Genomic DNA, 15,356 nt, shown 5'->3' with positions numbered 1-15,356 from the left:
GGTTGCACCTCGCGGCTTCCATGAGTGGCGATGCCGGTGCGGCGGCTTGCAGGAGCGGCCGCAATCCATTACAGTTCCCCCGGAGTGTCGATATGCTTGAAGATTTCATAGAACTCGTCGCCGGGTCCCGTACGTACCGCAAATTCAGGGAAGACGAGCGGATCGCCCCTGCAACGTTGCGTTCGCTCGTCCGGGCGGCGGCGCTCACGCCCTCTGCCGGGAACCTTCAGCCTTTGCGGTATGTCCTTCTGGGATCCAAGCGGCTCTGCGACAGGGTGTTCGACAGCCTCGGCTGGGCAGCCTATCTTGAGAACTGGCCCGGACCGGCCGAAGGACAACGGCCTGCGGCCTATATCGTCATTTGCAGTGCCAAGGGTCGCGGCGCCCCCAAGATTGATGTGGGGATCGCGGCGCAGACAGTCATGCTCGCGGCTCACAGCGCAGGGCTCGGAGGGTGCATGATAGGCAGCTTCGATGCGAAACGTGTCGCTCGCATCCTTGAAATGGAAGATGAATATGACCCGCTTCTTGTGCTCGCGCTGGGCGTTCCCGTTGAGAAAGTGGTAATGGAACCGCTTCCCAAGGGCGGCGATGTCAGGTATTGGCGCGATTCGGAAGGGGTTCACCATGTACCGAAACGCGCTCCCGAGGATCTCGTGATCCGGGAGCTGTTTTAAGAAAAGCCAGAAAAACGGCGGAAATAGATGAAGAAAGAAAAGAAGTTCAGAGATATCGACAGCACCGAGAAGGTGGCACTTGCCGCCAAGTGGCTCGACGAAAAGCAGGCCTCCGACATCGTCATGCTGAACGTGCAGGGGCTATGCTCCATCACGGACCAGCTCGTGGTCTGCTCGGCGCGCAGCGTGAAGCATGCCCAATCGCTGGCCGACCATCTGCTCGACCAGTGCAGCAAGGAAAACCTCGAATTTTTCGGCATCGAAGGACGGCCCAGCGGAGAATGGGTGCTCGTGGACATGAACGACGTCATCGTTCACATCTTCCAGAGCGACGTCCGCGGTCACTACAACATCGAAGGCATGTGGTCCGAGGCCGAACGCACCGATTATCAGGGAGAGTAGCGTGAGCAAAGCACCGACCGTTCTGCTCATCCTCGACGGCTGGGGCATCGCCCCCGACGGCGAGGGTAACTGCGTGTCCTGCGCCTGCACCCCGAAGCTCGACGAGCTGGCCCGGCGGTATCCTTCAACGCAGCTCGAGTGCTCGGGCCGCGCCGTGGGGCTGCCCGACGGGTTCATGGGCAACTCGGAGGTCGGGCACATGAACATCGGCGCCGGACGCATCGTCTATCAGGACATGACCCGCATCGACATGGCCGTGGAGGACGGCAGCCTCTTCGAGAATCCGACGCTGATCGAGCTTGCCGGGCAGGTGAAGCAGGGCTCTGGCAGGCTGCATCTCATGGGCCTCGTTTCCGACGGTGGTGTGCACAGCCATCAGCGACACATCGAGGCGCTTCTCGAGTTCGCTCGCAGGCAGGACATCTCCGAGGTGCTGGTGCACGCGTTCATGGACGGTCGCGATACCCCTCCCACCAGCGGAGCAGGGTACTTGGAGCGTCTCGGGCAGAGCATGGAGCGTATCGGGGTCGGCCGCATCGCCTCCATCGCCGGCCGCTATTGGGCCATGGACCGAGACAAACGCTTCGAGCGCGTCGAGCAGGCGTGGAAAATGCTCGTGGACGGCGAAGGAGCGGAGATCGACGACCCTGTCGCCGCTGTTCGCGCCGCTTACGAGCAGGGCGAGAACGACGAATTCATCAAGCCCCGGCAGGTGCGTGGCGTAGACCACGCCATTGGTGACGGCGACGGTGTTTTCTTCTTTAATTTCCGTGCGGATCGTGCTCGCGAACTGTGCACCGCCTTTTTCTCGCGGGATTTCTCGGAGTTCGAGCGCAAAAGCGTGCCCGAGCTGGCGGGCTTTGCCACCATGACGCGGTATGAGTCCGGTTTTCCCATGCCGGTGGCATTTCCGCCGCAGAGTTTGGAAAACACGTTGGGCGAGGTGGTCTCCGGCCTCGGGAAGTCGCAGCTTCGCATCGCGGAAACCGAAAAATACGCCCACGTCACCTATTTCTTCAACTGCGGACGAGAAGAGCCGTTTGATGGTGAAGAACGCGTACTGGTCCCGTCTCCGCGTGAAGTGGACACCTATGATCAGAAGCCGCAGATGAGTGCGGAAGAGGTCACTGACAAGCTCCTCGAGCGGCTGGGAGGCTATGACCTGAACGTCTGCAACCTCGCCAATCTCGATATGGTCGGGCATACCGGCGTCATTTCGGCCGCGAACACCGCCTGCGAGACCGTGGACGCCTGCGTGGGCCGCATCGTGGACGCGGTTCTTGCCGCAGGTGGAAGCCTGCTGCTCACCGCAGACCACGGCAACGCCGAAGAGATGATCGGCCCGGACGGCGGTCCTCAGACTGCACACAGCACCAACCCCGTTCCTTGCATCTACATCGCGGACGACGCGCACTCACGTCGCCTCGCTCCCGGGAAACTCGGCGACATCGCACCCACTATCCTCGACCTGTGGGGTGTGGAGAAGCCGGAAGGCATGACCGGAAAAAGTCTTTTCGAATCGGAGAATAAATGAGCCAGAACAGCAAGCCCCTGACTCCGGTGAAGCCCCGGAGCATGGAGATGATCTACCTTTACCCGTGTCCTCACTGCGGTCGCGAAGTCCCCTTGATCGCACCGACGCGGCCCGCCATGGCCCAGTGCGATGCCTGCCGCAAGAGCTTTCCCATCGTTCCAGTGGACGAGAAGGCCATCCGCTTCATGAAGATCATGCTCGACGGCGGCAAGGCCGGGATCGACCCGGACTTTCTCTAGTCGGACGGCATATCCGAACAGCAAGGGCCTTCCTCGGAAGGCCTTTTTTTATGCCGAACAATTCCTTTCGCCATTCATATCCCGCTGCGCAGAGTGGCCCCTTCCTTGCTTTATTCAGCCCCGTTCACTGCGCGAAGGAGGGAGAAAATGGTTCGCAGTTTCAGAAAATCAGTATCAGTTGCAGGTGGTTGCTTTGTCCTCGGAGTCAGCCTCACCGTTTTGTCGGTGCAGGCGTTTCATGCAGGCGAATCCTCATTATTGTCATCCGGTTTTTTCGGCGTTTCCACCATCGTGGTGGGGCTTTGCGCCGCCGGTGTGTGCGTGTGGGCATTTATTCGTGAAATGCGAAGCGGAAAGAAAGAAGCGGAGCTCTGCCAAAGTCTTGAAAAGCTGCTTTCACAGTCCGGCGCGGCAAGAAGTCAATCTGACGATCTTGTGAGCCTTGTTGACGAGCTTGTAAAAAAGTTCCGGGAAGTTGAGGAGAAATGCGAACAGGGAGAGAGGAGTCTTGATGAAACCAGACAGGAGCTGGACAGGGCCAGAGGCCATGTGAGGAAAACTCGTCAGCAGGCTGAAGCCGCTCGATGCCGTGGACTGCTTTCGGCTTCGGAAACCATGGGCGGCGCGCTGCGTTCCATTACGGAACACACCAGAAGTCTTGAGGAGGCCATGAAGCGTTCCGCGGATCATGCCGCGAGCCAGCAAAACCACCTTGCTTCGGCCGCTTCCGCAATGGATCAGATGAATGCGTCTATTTCGGAAACCTCCAGAGGTGCCGACTCCGCCGCAGGTTCGGCGCACGAAGCCCGTGACTGCGCTGCAGGCGGAGCCGAGCTTGTTGAAAATACGCTTGAGGCAATAGATCACGTTGCCCGTGGGACGCGCGATCTGGCCGGTCGTGTGGAGAGTCTCGGCAAGCAGGCGGACGGAGTCGGCAGCATCATCGAGGTCATCAGCGACATCGCCGACCAGACCAACCTGCTGGCGCTCAATGCCGCCATCGAGGCTGCTCGTGCGGGTGAGGCCGGACGCGGATTTGCCGTTGTGGCGGACGAGGTCCGAAAGCTGGCGGAAAAGACCATGCAGGCCACAAAGGATGTGGGCGTCGAGATCGGCGGCATTCAGGACGGCGTGAAGGCCACGGTTCAGGGCGTGGAGCAGGCGGTTGCCAGAACCGGTGAAGCGGCCGAACTGGCGAAGAAGTCCGGTGGTGCGCTCGGGGAGATCGTGACGCTTTCCGGGGAAAGCTCGGGACGTGTGGGAGAGATCGCGGCGGCAGCGGCCCAGCAGAGCGCGGCGAGCGACGACCTTGCCAGAACCGTCGCCGACGTCTCGGCGCTCTCCGGTGAAACCGCCGAGGCCATGGATGCGTCCGGCGCGGCCCTGACAAGCCTCGGTGAAAGCGTCGATGATCTGGGCGCGCTGGTGGAAGCCTTCAGAATCGTCGGTGAAGGCAAGGCCGGTGCCGTGGTCAACTGGCTTGCGGAGAATCGTAAGATGCGCCCGGACGACAGGAAAGGCATGGAAGAGGCGTTGCAGGAGGCCGTCAAACGGAACCGTTTCGTGGAACTGCTTTATGTCACCGACATGAAGGGGAACCAGATCGTGAGCAACGTGCACGGATCCGTGGACGGTTACAAGGTGGACGCTTCAGCGCATGGGCGCGACTGGTCCGGCAAGGACTGGTTTCAGGGCGCAAAGGAAGATCTGTCGCTGTATGTGTCGGACGTGTATGTCTCTGATGCTTCGGGACAGCGTTGCATCACGGTTTCCGCGCCGTTTTATGCTGGCGGCTCGCAGCCGGTGGGGATCATTGCCGCGGACATCAGCCTTTCCTAGGGGGCGGACCGCCGTCCAAGCTGCATGAGGGCGTTGCCGAGGATGATCAGCACCAGTCCGCCGATGGTGGACGGCAGTATCTCTTCGCCGACGATGAAATGGATGAGCACCAGCGACAGGAAGGGCGAGAGAAAAATGAGGTTGGCGATGCGCGCATTGCCGCCACCGTCGGGCATGGAGGCGAATTTGAGGGCTGTGAGCCATAATGCGAAGGTGACGCCCATCTCGAAGACGCCCACATAAGCCGCCCCGAGCAGGCCCGGCAACGTCAACATCGGGAGACCGTCCGTGAAAAGGCAGACCGTGAGAATGAGCGGGAGCGCCGCGAGGAAATTCACGAACAGCCCGGCTACGGGGTCGCCTTTGCCGCTGGTGTTGAATATCCAGTAGAGTGCCCAGATGACGGTGCTGAAAAGCGCCAGTCCAACGCCGAGCGGGTCGGAGAACTGCATCCCGAAGAGGTCGCCGCGTGTGGAGATGACCACCACGCCGGAATAGCTGACGAAGATGGCCGCAAGCTGCCTCAGCGTCATGCGCTGGCCCAGCAGCGGGATGGACAGCAGGCTCAGTGTCACGGCCCACGTGTAGTTGAGCGGCTGTGCTTCCTGCGCGGGCAGCAGATCGTAGGCCTTGAAAAGGATGAGATAATACAGGAACGGGTTGAGCACACCCAGTCCGGAAGCGCGCAGTAGGTCGCGGCGGGGCATCCGTAGTTCGCGCAGTTTTCCCTGCCACGCGAGAACGGACAGCAGCGCGAGAGTGGAAGCGACGCACGCCAACAGGAGCAGCTGCACCGGCGTGAGATGTCGCAGAGAGAGTTTGAACGCCGAGGCCACGGTGGACCAGATGAAGACCGTTGCCAGCCCGAAAGCCATGGCCTTGCCGCGATTGGTCATGGAGTGCTCCTTGTTTCTTCAACAGCCCGGTACCGATAGCTTTTTTTGCACCATGAGGGCAAGACGCAAAAACGCCCGGCAGCAATTCGCTGCCGGGCGTTCGCCAGCTTCTTTGGTGTGCCTAAAGGATGACGTGGCGCTTGATGTGCCCAACGGCCTCGTCGATATCGTCGGTGACCCTGAACAGGTCCAGATCTTCTTCCCTGCAGAAGCCGTCGCGTACGAGACGTTCCTTGAACCAGTCCACCAGCGGTCCCCAGAATTCCGTGCCGAGGAGCACGATAGGGAAGGGGCGGATGCGCTTTGTCTGGATCAGCACCAGCGCCTCGGAGAGCTCGTCGAGGGTGCCGTATCCGCCGGGCATGGCGACGTAAGCCATGGCGTATTTGATGAACATGAGCTTGCGGATGAAGAAGTAGCGAAAGTCGCAGCGTACATCCACGAACTCGTTGGCGCCCTGCTCGAGCGGCAGGTGAATATGCAGGCCGATGGATTCGCCGCCGGCCTCCTTGGCGCCCTTGTTGCCTGCCTCCATGAGGCCGGGGCCGCCGCCGGTGATGACCGAGAATCCGGCCTCGGCGAGTTTGGCGGCGAGCTGTTCCGTCTGCTGGTAGAGAGGTTCCTCCGGCTTGATCCGGGCGGACCCGAAAACCGACACGGCGGGGCCGATGTCGTTGAGCGTTTCGAAGCCGTCCACCACTTCGGACATGATCTTGAAGAGCCTCCAGGACTCCTTCATGGAGAGGTCGTCTATGAGGTACTGTTTTGACCTGGGCATGGTTTCTCCTTGAATTATGCGGGCATTGCGGTGATAACAATGCATGGTTGCCTGATTCGCCCTTTTGGGGCATGAACGTGGGCGCCGTGGCCGACCGGGTCGGCACAAGTCGTTTAGCATTGAATTTCGTCATCGGGAAGGGCGGTAGAACCTTCTTTCGGAGCCGGGAGCGAGTCATATGAAAATCACCTTCATGGGAGCCGCACGTGCGGTTACCGGATCCTGCTACATTCTTGAAAGGGAAGGCGTCCGTTTCGCGGTCGACTGCGGCCTGCATCAGGGCAACAAGGAAATCGAGGCGCGCAACCGCAACCTCGAGGACTACGATTTCGAGAACCTCGATTTCATTCTCGTGACGCACGCGCACATCGACCACAGCGGCCTGCTGCCCGCCGCGGTTTCCCACGGCTACAAAGGCCCCATCTACATGACGGAGCCGACCAGCGACCTGCTGGACATCATGCTCCTCGACTCCGCACACATTCAGGAGATGGAAGCGGAATGGGCCAACAGAAAGCGCAACCGCAAGGGCGAGGAACAGGTTACCCCCCTTTACACCACCGCGGACGCCGAGGCCACGACCCCGCTCTTCAAGCCGGTCAAGTACGGGACGGGCTTCGAGCCTGCCGACGGCGTGAAGGTTACCTTCAAGAATGCCGGTCACATCCTCGGCTCGGCCTTCATCGAAGTGGAATACGTGGAAGAGGGCAAGCACACCAAGCTCGTCTTCTCCGGCGACCTCGGCAGGCCTGAACAGCTCATCGTGCAGGACCCTTCGCTGCTGGACTGTGCGGACTATCTTTTTCTCGAATCCACATACGGCAACCGCGTTCACAAGGATGCACAGAATACGCTCGACGAGTTGGCCGAAGCGATCCGGTACAGCTATTCCAAGGGCGAAAAGGTCGTCATCCCTGCCTTTGCCGTGGAACGCTCCCAGCAACTCATCTATTCCCTCTTCCTGCTGCACAAGGAAGGGCGGCTGCCCGAGGATATGCCCGTCTATCTCGACAGCCCGCTGGCGATCCGCGCCACCGAGGTCTTCCGGAATCATCCCGAGTTCTTCGACGAGCAGACCATGGGCTATATCGAAAACGGCGAAAACCCGCTGGACCTGCCGAATCTGCGCCTGACGCTGTCCACGGACGAATCCATCGCGATCAACAACACTCCCGGGCCGGCCGTGGTCATTTCCGCGAGCGGCATGGCCAACGCGGGCCGCATCAAGCACCACCTGCGCCACAATCTCTGGCGGCCCGGCGCGAGCGTGGTCTTCGTTGGGTATCAGGGCGTGGGCACCATGGGGCGGCGCATCGTCAACGGCGCGGAAAAGGTCCGCATCTTCAACGAAGAGGTGGCAGTCAACGCCAAGGTCTTCACCATCAACGGATTCTCGGGCCATGCCGGGCAGGACGAGCTGCTGGACTGGCTGGAGGGCATCCGCGACAAGCCGGTGAAGATCATCGTTGTCCACGGCGAGGAAAAGGCGCAGGACGCCTTTGCGGAAGTCATCAGGGAGCGCTTCGGCTTTGATATCCACATCCCGGAGTACATGGAGGAGCTGATCCTCGAACCGGGACGCGAGATGACCCCGGTGGTGGATGCCGCCGCGGCAAGGCCCCGCGTGGACTGGGATTTCCTCGTGGCCGACTCCGAGAAGCTGTTCGAGGAGTTCCGCAAGCGCCTCGAAGATGTCAAGGAACGCCCGTGGCCGGAGCAGACCGATGTTCGCGACCGCCTCATGGAGATCAACCGGGCCATGGTCGAGCTCATTTCGGAGATGTAGGTCATGCGTATCATAGGCGGAGAATTCAGGGGCCGCACCATACGCACCTGCGAGGGACCGGGATACCGGCCCGCCACGGGCAGGGTGCGAGAGTCGATCTTTTCCATGCTGGAGGCGCGCGGCGTGCGCTGGCTGGGGCTTCGGGTGGTCGACATGTTCGCAGGAAGCGGCAGCCTCGCGCTGGAGTCCCTGAGCCGGGGAGCGCAGACTGCTCGGTTCATCGAAAAGAACCGCAAGGCAGCCGGCGTCATCCGACAGAACCTTTCCGATCTCAAACTCGGCGGTGCAAGAGCCCGCGTATTGTGCAAGGATATTTTCACCGTGCTTTCCCGCCCGCCGGAAAAGCCGTTCGGGCTTGGGTTCATCGATCCGCCCTACGGCAAGGACCTCATGGCCCCGGCGCTTGAGAAGGCCCTGGAAAGCGGCTGGTTCGAGGATGGAGCGTTCATCCTCGCGGAAGTTGAAGCCCGTGTGACCGCACCCGACGAGGGGCGGCTCGGGCGTCTGGAACTCATAGCGGACCGTGAATACGGTCAGACCAGGATACTCGTATGGAGAACCTGAACTCAAGGCTGGCAATATACCCCGGCACCTTCGATCCGGTGACCAAGGGGCATGTCTCGCTCATCAAGCGCGGACTCGGAATTTTCGATCACATCGTCTTTGCCATCGCGCGCAGCTCTCCGAAAAAGACGCTGTTTTCTCTGGACGAGCGCGTACAGATGGCGCGCGAGGTCTTCGCCGACGAGGACCGCATCATCGTGGAGCCGTTCCATGGCCTGCTCATCGACTACGCCAGAAGACGCGGAGCGGGATCCATCCTGCGCGGGCTGCGGGCCGTTTCGGACTTCGAGTACGAATTTCAGATGGCGCTGATGAACCGCAAGCTGGACCGCGGCGTGCAGACCGCCTTTCTCATGACCGATTTCAAGTGGATGTACCTCAGCTCCACCATAGTGAAGGAAGTGGCCTGTCACGGCGGCAACATCAAGGGGCTCGTCCCCGAGGCCGTGGTTTCCCGACTGTACGCCAAATACGCCACGCCGCCTTCTCTGGAGGAGGAGACATGAGCCGAAACGGGACCGTCGTCTGTCTCGTGGGACCGACCGGGGCGGGCAAGACCGCCTCGGCCCTCGCCATGGCCGCGAAGCGTCCCGTGTCGGTGATCAATTTCGACTCAAGGCAGGTCTACCGGGACTTCCCGGTCATTACCGCCCAGCCGGACCCAGAGGAGATGCAGGCCTGCCCGCATCTCCTTTACGGTTTTCTGCCAACGTACGAGACCCTCAACGCCGCCCGCTTCACGGAGATGGCGAGGAACGCCGTGGCCGAGGTGCAACGGGCCGGACGGCTCCCGGTCTTGGTGGGCGGAACTGGCATGTACCTGAAGACGTTGCTTTTCGGGATCGCTCCCATCCCCGAGATCCCCTCCGAGGTGCGTGCGGGTGTGCTGCGGCGTCTGGAGGCCGAGGGGCCGCAGAAGCTGCATCGTGAACTTGAGGGCATCGATCCGGAATATGCCGCAAGGATTCATCCCAACGACAGCCAGCGCAATGCCAGGGCCTTGGAAGTGTGGCTCGGCACCGGCAGAACCATGACCGACTGGCACGGCGAGCAGCATAAGAAAGCCGAGTACGACTATCTGAAGATCGGGCTTGAAGTGGCGCTGGACGATCTCACCCCGCACCTCGAAAAGCGTATCGGCACAATGCTTGGACGCGGTGCGCTGGAAGAGGCGAGAGCCGCGTGGGAAACGTGTGCCGACCCCGAGGCTCCCGGTTGGTCCGGCATCGGCTGTGCAGAGCTGTTGGAGCATCTGCGTGGCATCTCTTCGCTGGACCGGGCCGTGGAGAAGTGGGTTCGGAACACGCGAGCCTATGCCAAGCGTCAGCTTACGTGGTTCCGCAAGGAGACCGACATAGAGTGGTTCAGCCCCGAGGCGTCGGAGGCCGTGGCGCAAAGGGTTGAGTCGTGGCTTGCTCAGCTGCCAAGCAACGACAGGTGACGCGGTTGAAGATGCCAGAGCAGCAAGGACTGTGAAAACGTCGGGCTGGTCTCGATGCAGGTGAGCCCGCCGTTGGCGAAGTGCAGCTTTACACCGTCCGCACCTCCGAGCAGGCGGGATGCCACAAGTTCCAGCGAGGGCAGGTGACCCACCACGAGAATCAGTTCGGCAGCGTACTCCTCAAGTGCCTCCAAAGTTTTTTCGGGACGGGCCGAGGGCTTGAAGCGGGCGTCCGCCGTGATGCCTTCCACCGGGTAGCCGATGGTCTTGGCGATTATCTCGGCGGTCTGAAGCGCGCGGAGCTTGTTGCTGGTGATGATGCGGTCGAAGTCCATGCCGAGGGAACGCATGGAGATGGCGTTTCGCCGGATCAGGTCTATCCCGACAGGGCTCAGGGGCTGTTCCGGGTCGGCTTCCTTGGGCAGGCAGGCGCCGTGCTGCATGAGGTGGACGAGCATTTGCTTTCCCCTTTTTCCGGCAAGCCTAGCGCATGGGCGGTTCCACGGCAAGGCGCTCAAATTACGGGTTGCGATATCCGACACGGAACGGTACATGCGGACTGACCCGGAAATTCGGCATTCCTTAGGAAGTAACACATGATCATACGCAAATCATTATTGACCCTTTTTCTTCTGCTCGCGTTCACGCAGATGGCATTCGCCTTTCGCGGACACGTTCAGAGCCATGAGGGTGCCTCCGTGCACTGGGGCAACGGAGAGGTGGTCGCATCCGTGACCGTGGAACCCGTCGGCGACGTCCTCGACCCGGTGCGCCGCAAGTCTCTCGCCGTGCGCGAGGCCGCCGTCACCGCGAGAAAGCGGATGCTGGACGTCATCGAGCAGGTCCGCATCGACTCGGATCAGACCGTCGGATACCGGCTGGCTGAAGATCTGGAGGCATCCGAAGACGTTCGCATGTTGCTCCAGAATTCCCCGCTGACACTGCCCCTGCCTTCCGAGGAAGGGGCGACGGATTCCATGGGTGAAGTCTCCGCTTCCATCTCCATGCGCGGGGCCATGGCCGAACGCATGCTGCCGACCACCATCCCTTTCCTTAGCGGCATTCCGCCAAGACTGGACAAGGCCGAACAGGCGCCGCCCGAAGACATGGTCGACCCCACGGCACTCGGCGTCAGGCCGGGAACCGGCTACTCCGGCGTCATCATCGACGCGCGGGGGCTCGACGTCACTCCGGCGCTGTGTCCGGTTGTCTATGACGAAAACGGCGTGGGCGTTTACGGTCCCTTTGTGGTCAGCCGGTCCGTGGCCGTCAATTCCGGCGTGGCCGCTTATTCCAATTCCGATGAATGGGTCGTGGTTCGTAGCCGCGTAGGCGAAACCCCGCTGGTCGTGCAGGCCACCGGCAAGGCCACCGCGACCGATCCCGTCATATCCGCCTCCGACGCCGCTCTGGCCCGTGTGGTGCTCGGAAAGAAAGGCATCGGGGATCAGGCCCGCGTGGTCATCGTCCTCGACCAGGAGGCGGCTGAGGATGCTTCGGTCCTCGACGCCGAGACCCCCGCGGGCGAGCAGGGCGGCGGCATCCAATACGAAAGTTTCGACCTTGAGGAGTAACTCGGTGCGAACGTTTTTTCTGACTATACTTCTTACCTGTTTCGCGGTGCTTCCGGCCTTTGCAGGAAACGTCGAGGTCTCCGTGGTGGAGGAGGAGAACGAATCCTCCATGGATCTGCAAAGCCGCGCTATGAACGAGGCGTTTGCCGAAGCGGTGCACAAGGAAGCGCTCAGGCTGCTTCCGCCGCTCGGTGAGAAGCGCTCCGAGCTGTTGCGCGAAGACCTCAAGGAAAAGGCGGGCTATTACGTTCTTGGGTATGACAAGGTGGAGACTGTGCCTTCCGAGGAAGGACTCACCATGCGCATGAACGTCAAGGTCAACCGTCAGGCTCTTCGCGACGGTCTCAAGTCCATGGGCGTTTTTTCAACCGCTGAAGAGCCGATCTCGGCAGATGTCCGCGTAAAGGGGTTGAACGAGGAGGACCGCGGCGAGCTGGAGAGGCTTATGCTCCTCACCGGCATCGATCCGTCTGCCGACGTTGATTCGCCGGCCATAATGATTTCCAAGGACGGAAAGGAAATGTTTGATGCGCAGATGCGCATCCCCGGCCGTGTCTGGCGCGGACGCGGAAAGGATCTCGGCGTTGTGTGGAATGACCTCTGGAAGCGGTATTTCACCCGCCAGATGGCTCAGACCCCCAAGACCGGCATGGCGACACTGCGCATCGCGGGGTGGTTTACGCCCGATGGCGTGCGCGAGTTCGACCGTGTGCTGCGCAAGTGGGACGGGGCGTTGTCCGATGTTCAGCTGCTGGAACTGGACATGCAGGCTTCCGGCGTTTCCGGGATCTGGTCTGCACGCATCCTCAACCGGGAGCTGCTGACCGGAAGGCTGGAGGCGTTTCTGCCGGACCGAGGTCTTTCCTATAGTATTGATAAAAAGGCCAACGGGGAAAACGAGTAACCCTTCGGCCTGAAACGGATACAAAAAAAGCGGCGTCCCTCGGGACGCCGCTTTTTTCGGCTCGTTGAAATTTATTCTTTCTTTTCGTCATCCTTGGGGGTGACGTCGATCTCCTCGGGTTCGTTGCTCGCCTTTTTGAAATTGCTGATGGCCTTGCCGATGCCGTCGCCGATTTCCGGGAGTTTCTTGGCTCCGAAGATGACGAGTACGATGAGAAGAATGATGATGAGTTCCCAGACTCCGAATCCGCCAATCATATATGTTCCTCCGGTGTTGGTGTCCTTTGTCAGGCTGAAATCGCATATACACCCCGTGTGGCGGCAGGTCAAGACGGCTGCGACCGCCGCACGGTCGGACACCGTGATTCCCGTACTTTACATTTGGTCCCGCCGAACGTAAACCTTCCCCTGTGCGCCCGGCGCATACGCGGAGAACGCATGAGCGATATCAAACGAATGCCCGCCGACGACTGCCGCCATCATTGCCGCGGACGATGCCTGTACGAGGAGCGCCTGAATCCCGGTTATCAACGCCGCTGGCGCTGTAGCGTGATGATGCAGTGGGAGGCGGTCTTCGACGATTTTCTTCACCGCGCCGAGGCGTTCAGCGTCGGGCCGGATCAGGTCGGCAAGCTCTGGAAGACACGTTTCGAGCGTCTTGTGGGGCATAAGCCGGACTGTCCTGAGTATGAAGCCGACGCAAGCGGGGTGCCGCCGTTCTGCCGACATCATCACGATGCGCTGTGCCTGCTCGGTCTTGAACGGTGCGAAGGACGGTGCCGTCGCTTCGCTCCCGTAAAAAAGGATGCCGAGGAAACCTGATTTTGCAACCGGAGACTGCCATGCTTATACATTTCCCCGCCATGCATGCCGAACTTGCCTCCACGGGCGACGTTGACGAAGCTGCTTTTTTCGACCCCGGCCTTGCCGCCGATGACGGGGAGCGCTTTCGTCCAGACAATCTGCCGCTCGACGGCCGAACTGCCCGCGCTTTGGTGCGCGACTCGGTGAGCTTCGGCGAACAGTTCAAGAATCCGTCCGAAATGGCCTTTTTCGGCGCTCATACTCCCGAAGATTATTTCTCCGAGTCGGAGAGCACCATCAAGTCCCAGTTGCTTGTGGGCATAGGTGCCCTGCCACCTCGCGGCGGCAGCGTGGACGAGGATGCACCTCTTCGCCGCGCGCAGTTCATCCTGCTGCTGGCATGGGCCACTGAAGAGCGTCTCGTGGAGACCTCCGAACTCGAGAGGGGAGTGATGGACTCCTGGCAGCGCATGTCCGGCGAACTGGGCATCGAAGAGGATGACGAACGTACGGGCGAGCTCGGCAGGATTCTGAGCAACACTGCGCCTTCCTCGACTTCTGACCAGAGGCTGGCGTGGCAGCGCGTCATGGAAGGGATGGCCGCTTTTGTGCCGGAAGACGCCGTGCTCGTCTGCTCCGACCCCGAAATCATCGAGACCTGGCGTGAAGCCGGGCTGAAATTTACCCCCGCCGACACGGACGAACTGCCCGGGGAGGCGGAAGTGGTCACCGCTCCGGCATGGAAACTCGCCGGACGCTCCCGCGCACCGGAGGAACTGCCGTTTACCGAGCGCGGGATAACCGTGGCCTGCATCAGCAAATAAAGAACGATTCAGGGAGTATTCCGTGATTTATCTCAACGACCTGATGAAGACCGACGTATTCGAGAACATCAAATGCATCGTTTTCGACTGCGACGGAGTCCTCATCGATTCCATCGAAGCCAACACCGCCTATTACAACATGGTGAAGGAGCACTTCGGCCTTCCGCCAATGGACGACAAGGAAAAGGCCTTCGCTCACAGTGCCACCATGGCCGACGCCATGCGGCACATCCTGCCGGAAAAGCACTGGGAAGAAGCCTTCGAATACCAGAAGAAATTCGACTACGCCCGCGTCATGCCTTACATCAAACGCATGGAAGGGGTCTTCGAACTTATCTGGTGGCTGCGCGGGGCAGGATGTCAGCTGGCCATCAACACCAGCCGCAAGGACACCATGCCGATGGTGCTCGAGTCCATTGAACTGCAGGACACCTTCTTCCCCGTCATCACGGTCAACGAGGTGCGCCGTCCCAAGCCGCACCCCGAAGGCATGTACCAGATCATGAGCACCCTGGACCTCAAGCCCGAGGAGACCGTTTTCATCGGTGATTCCATCGTGGACTGCCAGGCCGCGCGCAATGCGGGAACCAGAATCTGGTCCTACCGCAATGAAAGTATGGACGCCGACCTGTATATTCCGGATTACTGGGCGCTCAAGCGCGGCCTCATGCGTCTGTACGAAGGTCCCGTTATCAGCTTTTAGCTCTTGATAAATCATCCGCCCTGTGACAGGGTGCAGTCATAGTGGGTTTTGCCCGCAAATGTGGAGGATATATGTCTCATCTGGTTTTCGCCATTGCTAAAATTCTCAGCATCGTCCTCAATGGATATATGTGGATCGTGATCATTTCGGCCCTTCTTTCCTGGGTCAACCCCGATCCTTACAATCCCATCGTTCGTTTTCTCCGCGGCCTGACCGAGCCCGTATTCCATAAAGTCCGGCAATGGATTCCCTTTGCCGTCGTGAGCGGCATCGACCTGTCGCCCATAGTTGTCATTCTGGCCATCCAGGTTCTTGACATGGTGCTCGTCGCCAATCTCATGGATCTGGCCTTCTCCATGCGCGGAGGCGCAGTGATGTAAGGGAGGTGTCGC

The 15,356-nt window shown here is 60.5% G+C and carries 19 protein-coding genes; 15 read left to right on the top strand and 4 right to left on the bottom strand.

Features of this window, described 5'->3' with window-relative positions; genetic code table 11:
* Nucleotides 1–92: 92 nt before the first annotated feature.
* The 5 genes from BR24_RS15365 to BR24_RS15345 all read left to right on the top strand — a co-directional run bounded on the left by BR24_RS15365 (nt 93) and on the right by BR24_RS15345 (nt 4,691).
* On the top strand, nt 93–677 hold the full coding sequence (locus tag BR24_RS15365; protein ID WP_496542351.1) for a nitroreductase family protein: 585 nt from the start codon (nt 93–95) through the stop codon (nt 675–677).
* A 27-nt stretch (nt 678–704) separates the two neighbouring features.
* The gene (gene rsfS / locus BR24_RS15360) at nt 705–1,079 is read left to right on the top strand and encodes a ribosome silencing factor (protein WP_496542350.1); all 375 of its coding nucleotides are present in this window, start codon (nt 705–707) and stop codon (nt 1,077–1,079) included.
* A gap of 1 nt (nt 1,080) precedes the next feature.
* Nucleotides 1,081–2,613, top strand: a complete 1,533-nt coding sequence (gene gpmI, locus BR24_RS15355) for a 2,3-bisphosphoglycerate-independent phosphoglycerate mutase (protein ID WP_496542349.1) — start codon at nt 1,081–1,083, stop codon at nt 2,611–2,613.
* Nucleotides 2,610–2,852 (top strand): hypothetical protein, encoded by a 243-nt coding sequence (locus tag BR24_RS15350; protein WP_018125440.1) that lies wholly within the window; start codon nt 2,610–2,612, stop codon nt 2,850–2,852. The genes gpmI and BR24_RS15350 overlap by 4 nt, the downstream gene beginning before the upstream one ends.
* A gap of 147 nt (nt 2,853–2,999) precedes the next feature.
* A complete protein-coding gene (locus BR24_RS15345) occupies nt 3,000–4,691 on the top strand; it encodes a methyl-accepting chemotaxis protein (RefSeq protein ID WP_496542348.1) in 1,692 nt (563 codons plus the stop codon).
* Here BR24_RS15345 and BR24_RS15340 read toward each other — a convergent pair.
* Both BR24_RS15340 and BR24_RS15335 read right to left on the bottom strand, forming a co-directional pair.
* Complete coding sequence (locus tag BR24_RS15340; protein ID WP_496542347.1) at nt 4,688–5,587, bottom strand: DMT family transporter; 900 nt, start codon at nt 5,585–5,587, stop codon at nt 4,688–4,690. The two genes, BR24_RS15345 and BR24_RS15340, sit on opposite strands and share 4 nt — an antisense overlap.
* 121 nt (nt 5,588–5,708) lie before the next feature.
* Nucleotides 5,709–6,365 (bottom strand): LOG family protein, encoded by a 657-nt coding sequence (locus BR24_RS15335; RefSeq protein WP_496542346.1) that lies wholly within the window; start codon nt 6,363–6,365, stop codon nt 5,709–5,711.
* Nucleotides 6,366–6,543: 178 nt separating this feature from the next.
* On the opposite strand from BR24_RS15335, the gene BR24_RS15330 reads away from it, so the two are divergent.
* From BR24_RS15330 to miaA, 4 genes are read left to right on the top strand one after another with little or no spacing between them, the layout of a single operon-like run.
* On the top strand, nt 6,544–8,151 hold the full coding sequence (locus BR24_RS15330) for an MBL fold metallo-hydrolase RNA specificity domain-containing protein (protein ID WP_496542345.1): 1,608 nt from the start codon (nt 6,544–6,546) through the stop codon (nt 8,149–8,151).
* A gap of 3 nt (nt 8,152–8,154) precedes the next feature.
* Complete coding sequence (gene rsmD / locus BR24_RS15325; protein WP_496542344.1) at nt 8,155–8,715, top strand: 16S rRNA (guanine(966)-N(2))-methyltransferase RsmD; 561 nt, start codon at nt 8,155–8,157, stop codon at nt 8,713–8,715.
* Nucleotides 8,703–9,221, top strand: coding sequence for a pantetheine-phosphate adenylyltransferase (gene coaD, locus BR24_RS15320; RefSeq protein ID WP_496542343.1), 519 nt, complete (start codon nt 8,703–8,705; stop codon nt 9,219–9,221). Before rsmD ends, coaD begins: the two co-directional genes overlap by 13 nt.
* On the top strand, nt 9,218–10,156 hold the full coding sequence (gene miaA, locus BR24_RS15315; protein ID WP_496542342.1) for a tRNA (adenosine(37)-N6)-dimethylallyltransferase MiaA: 939 nt from the start codon (nt 9,218–9,220) through the stop codon (nt 10,154–10,156). Before coaD ends, miaA begins: the two co-directional genes overlap by 4 nt.
* On the opposite strand, the gene BR24_RS15310 is transcribed toward miaA, so the two are convergent.
* Nucleotides 10,132–10,614, bottom strand: coding sequence for a SixA phosphatase family protein (locus BR24_RS15310; protein ID WP_496542341.1), 483 nt, complete (start codon nt 10,612–10,614; stop codon nt 10,132–10,134). The two genes, miaA and BR24_RS15310, sit on opposite strands and share 25 nt — an antisense overlap.
* A 138-nt stretch (nt 10,615–10,752) precedes the next feature.
* On the opposite strand from BR24_RS15310, the gene BR24_RS15305 reads away from it, so the two are divergent.
* Nucleotides 10,753–11,730 (top strand): TP0624 family protein, encoded by a 978-nt coding sequence (locus BR24_RS15305; RefSeq protein WP_496542340.1) that lies wholly within the window; start codon nt 10,753–10,755, stop codon nt 11,728–11,730.
* A gap of 4 nt (nt 11,731–11,734) precedes the next feature.
* Entirely contained in the window at nt 11,735–12,634 is a 900-nt protein-coding gene (locus tag BR24_RS15300; protein WP_496542339.1) for a hypothetical protein, read from the top strand.
* Nucleotides 12,635–12,705: 71 nt separating this feature from the next.
* On the opposite strand, the gene tatA is transcribed toward BR24_RS15300, so the two are convergent.
* Entirely contained in the window at nt 12,706–12,891 is a 186-nt protein-coding gene (gene tatA, locus BR24_RS15295; protein ID WP_462966911.1) for a twin-arginine translocase TatA/TatE family subunit, read from the bottom strand.
* Between the two features lie 180 nt (nt 12,892–13,071).
* Between tatA and BR24_RS15290 the strand changes: the two genes are divergently transcribed.
* The 4 genes from BR24_RS15290 to BR24_RS15275 all read left to right on the top strand — a co-directional run bounded on the left by BR24_RS15290 (nt 13,072) and on the right by BR24_RS15275 (nt 15,344).
* Nucleotides 13,072–13,455, top strand: a complete 384-nt coding sequence (locus tag BR24_RS15290; RefSeq protein ID WP_496542338.1) for a hypothetical protein — start codon at nt 13,072–13,074, stop codon at nt 13,453–13,455.
* A 20-nt stretch (nt 13,456–13,475) separates the two neighbouring features.
* Complete coding sequence (locus tag BR24_RS15285) at nt 13,476–14,261, top strand: hypothetical protein (protein WP_496542337.1); 786 nt, start codon at nt 13,476–13,478, stop codon at nt 14,259–14,261.
* Nucleotides 14,262–14,283: 22 nt separating this feature from the next.
* Entirely contained in the window at nt 14,284–14,964 is a 681-nt protein-coding gene (locus BR24_RS15280) for an HAD family hydrolase (RefSeq protein ID WP_496542336.1), read from the top strand.
* Nucleotides 14,965–15,035: 71 nt separating this feature from the next.
* Nucleotides 15,036–15,344 (top strand): YggT family protein, encoded by a 309-nt coding sequence (locus BR24_RS15275; RefSeq protein ID WP_496542335.1) that lies wholly within the window; start codon nt 15,036–15,038, stop codon nt 15,342–15,344.
* Nucleotides 15,345–15,356 lie beyond the last annotated feature (12 nt).

The sequence above is a fragment of the Pseudodesulfovibrio halophilus DSM 5663 genome, assembly GCF_059568665.1.
Note: the sequence above shows the minus strand (reverse complement) of the source record. Positions and strands in the feature narration are given on the sequence as shown.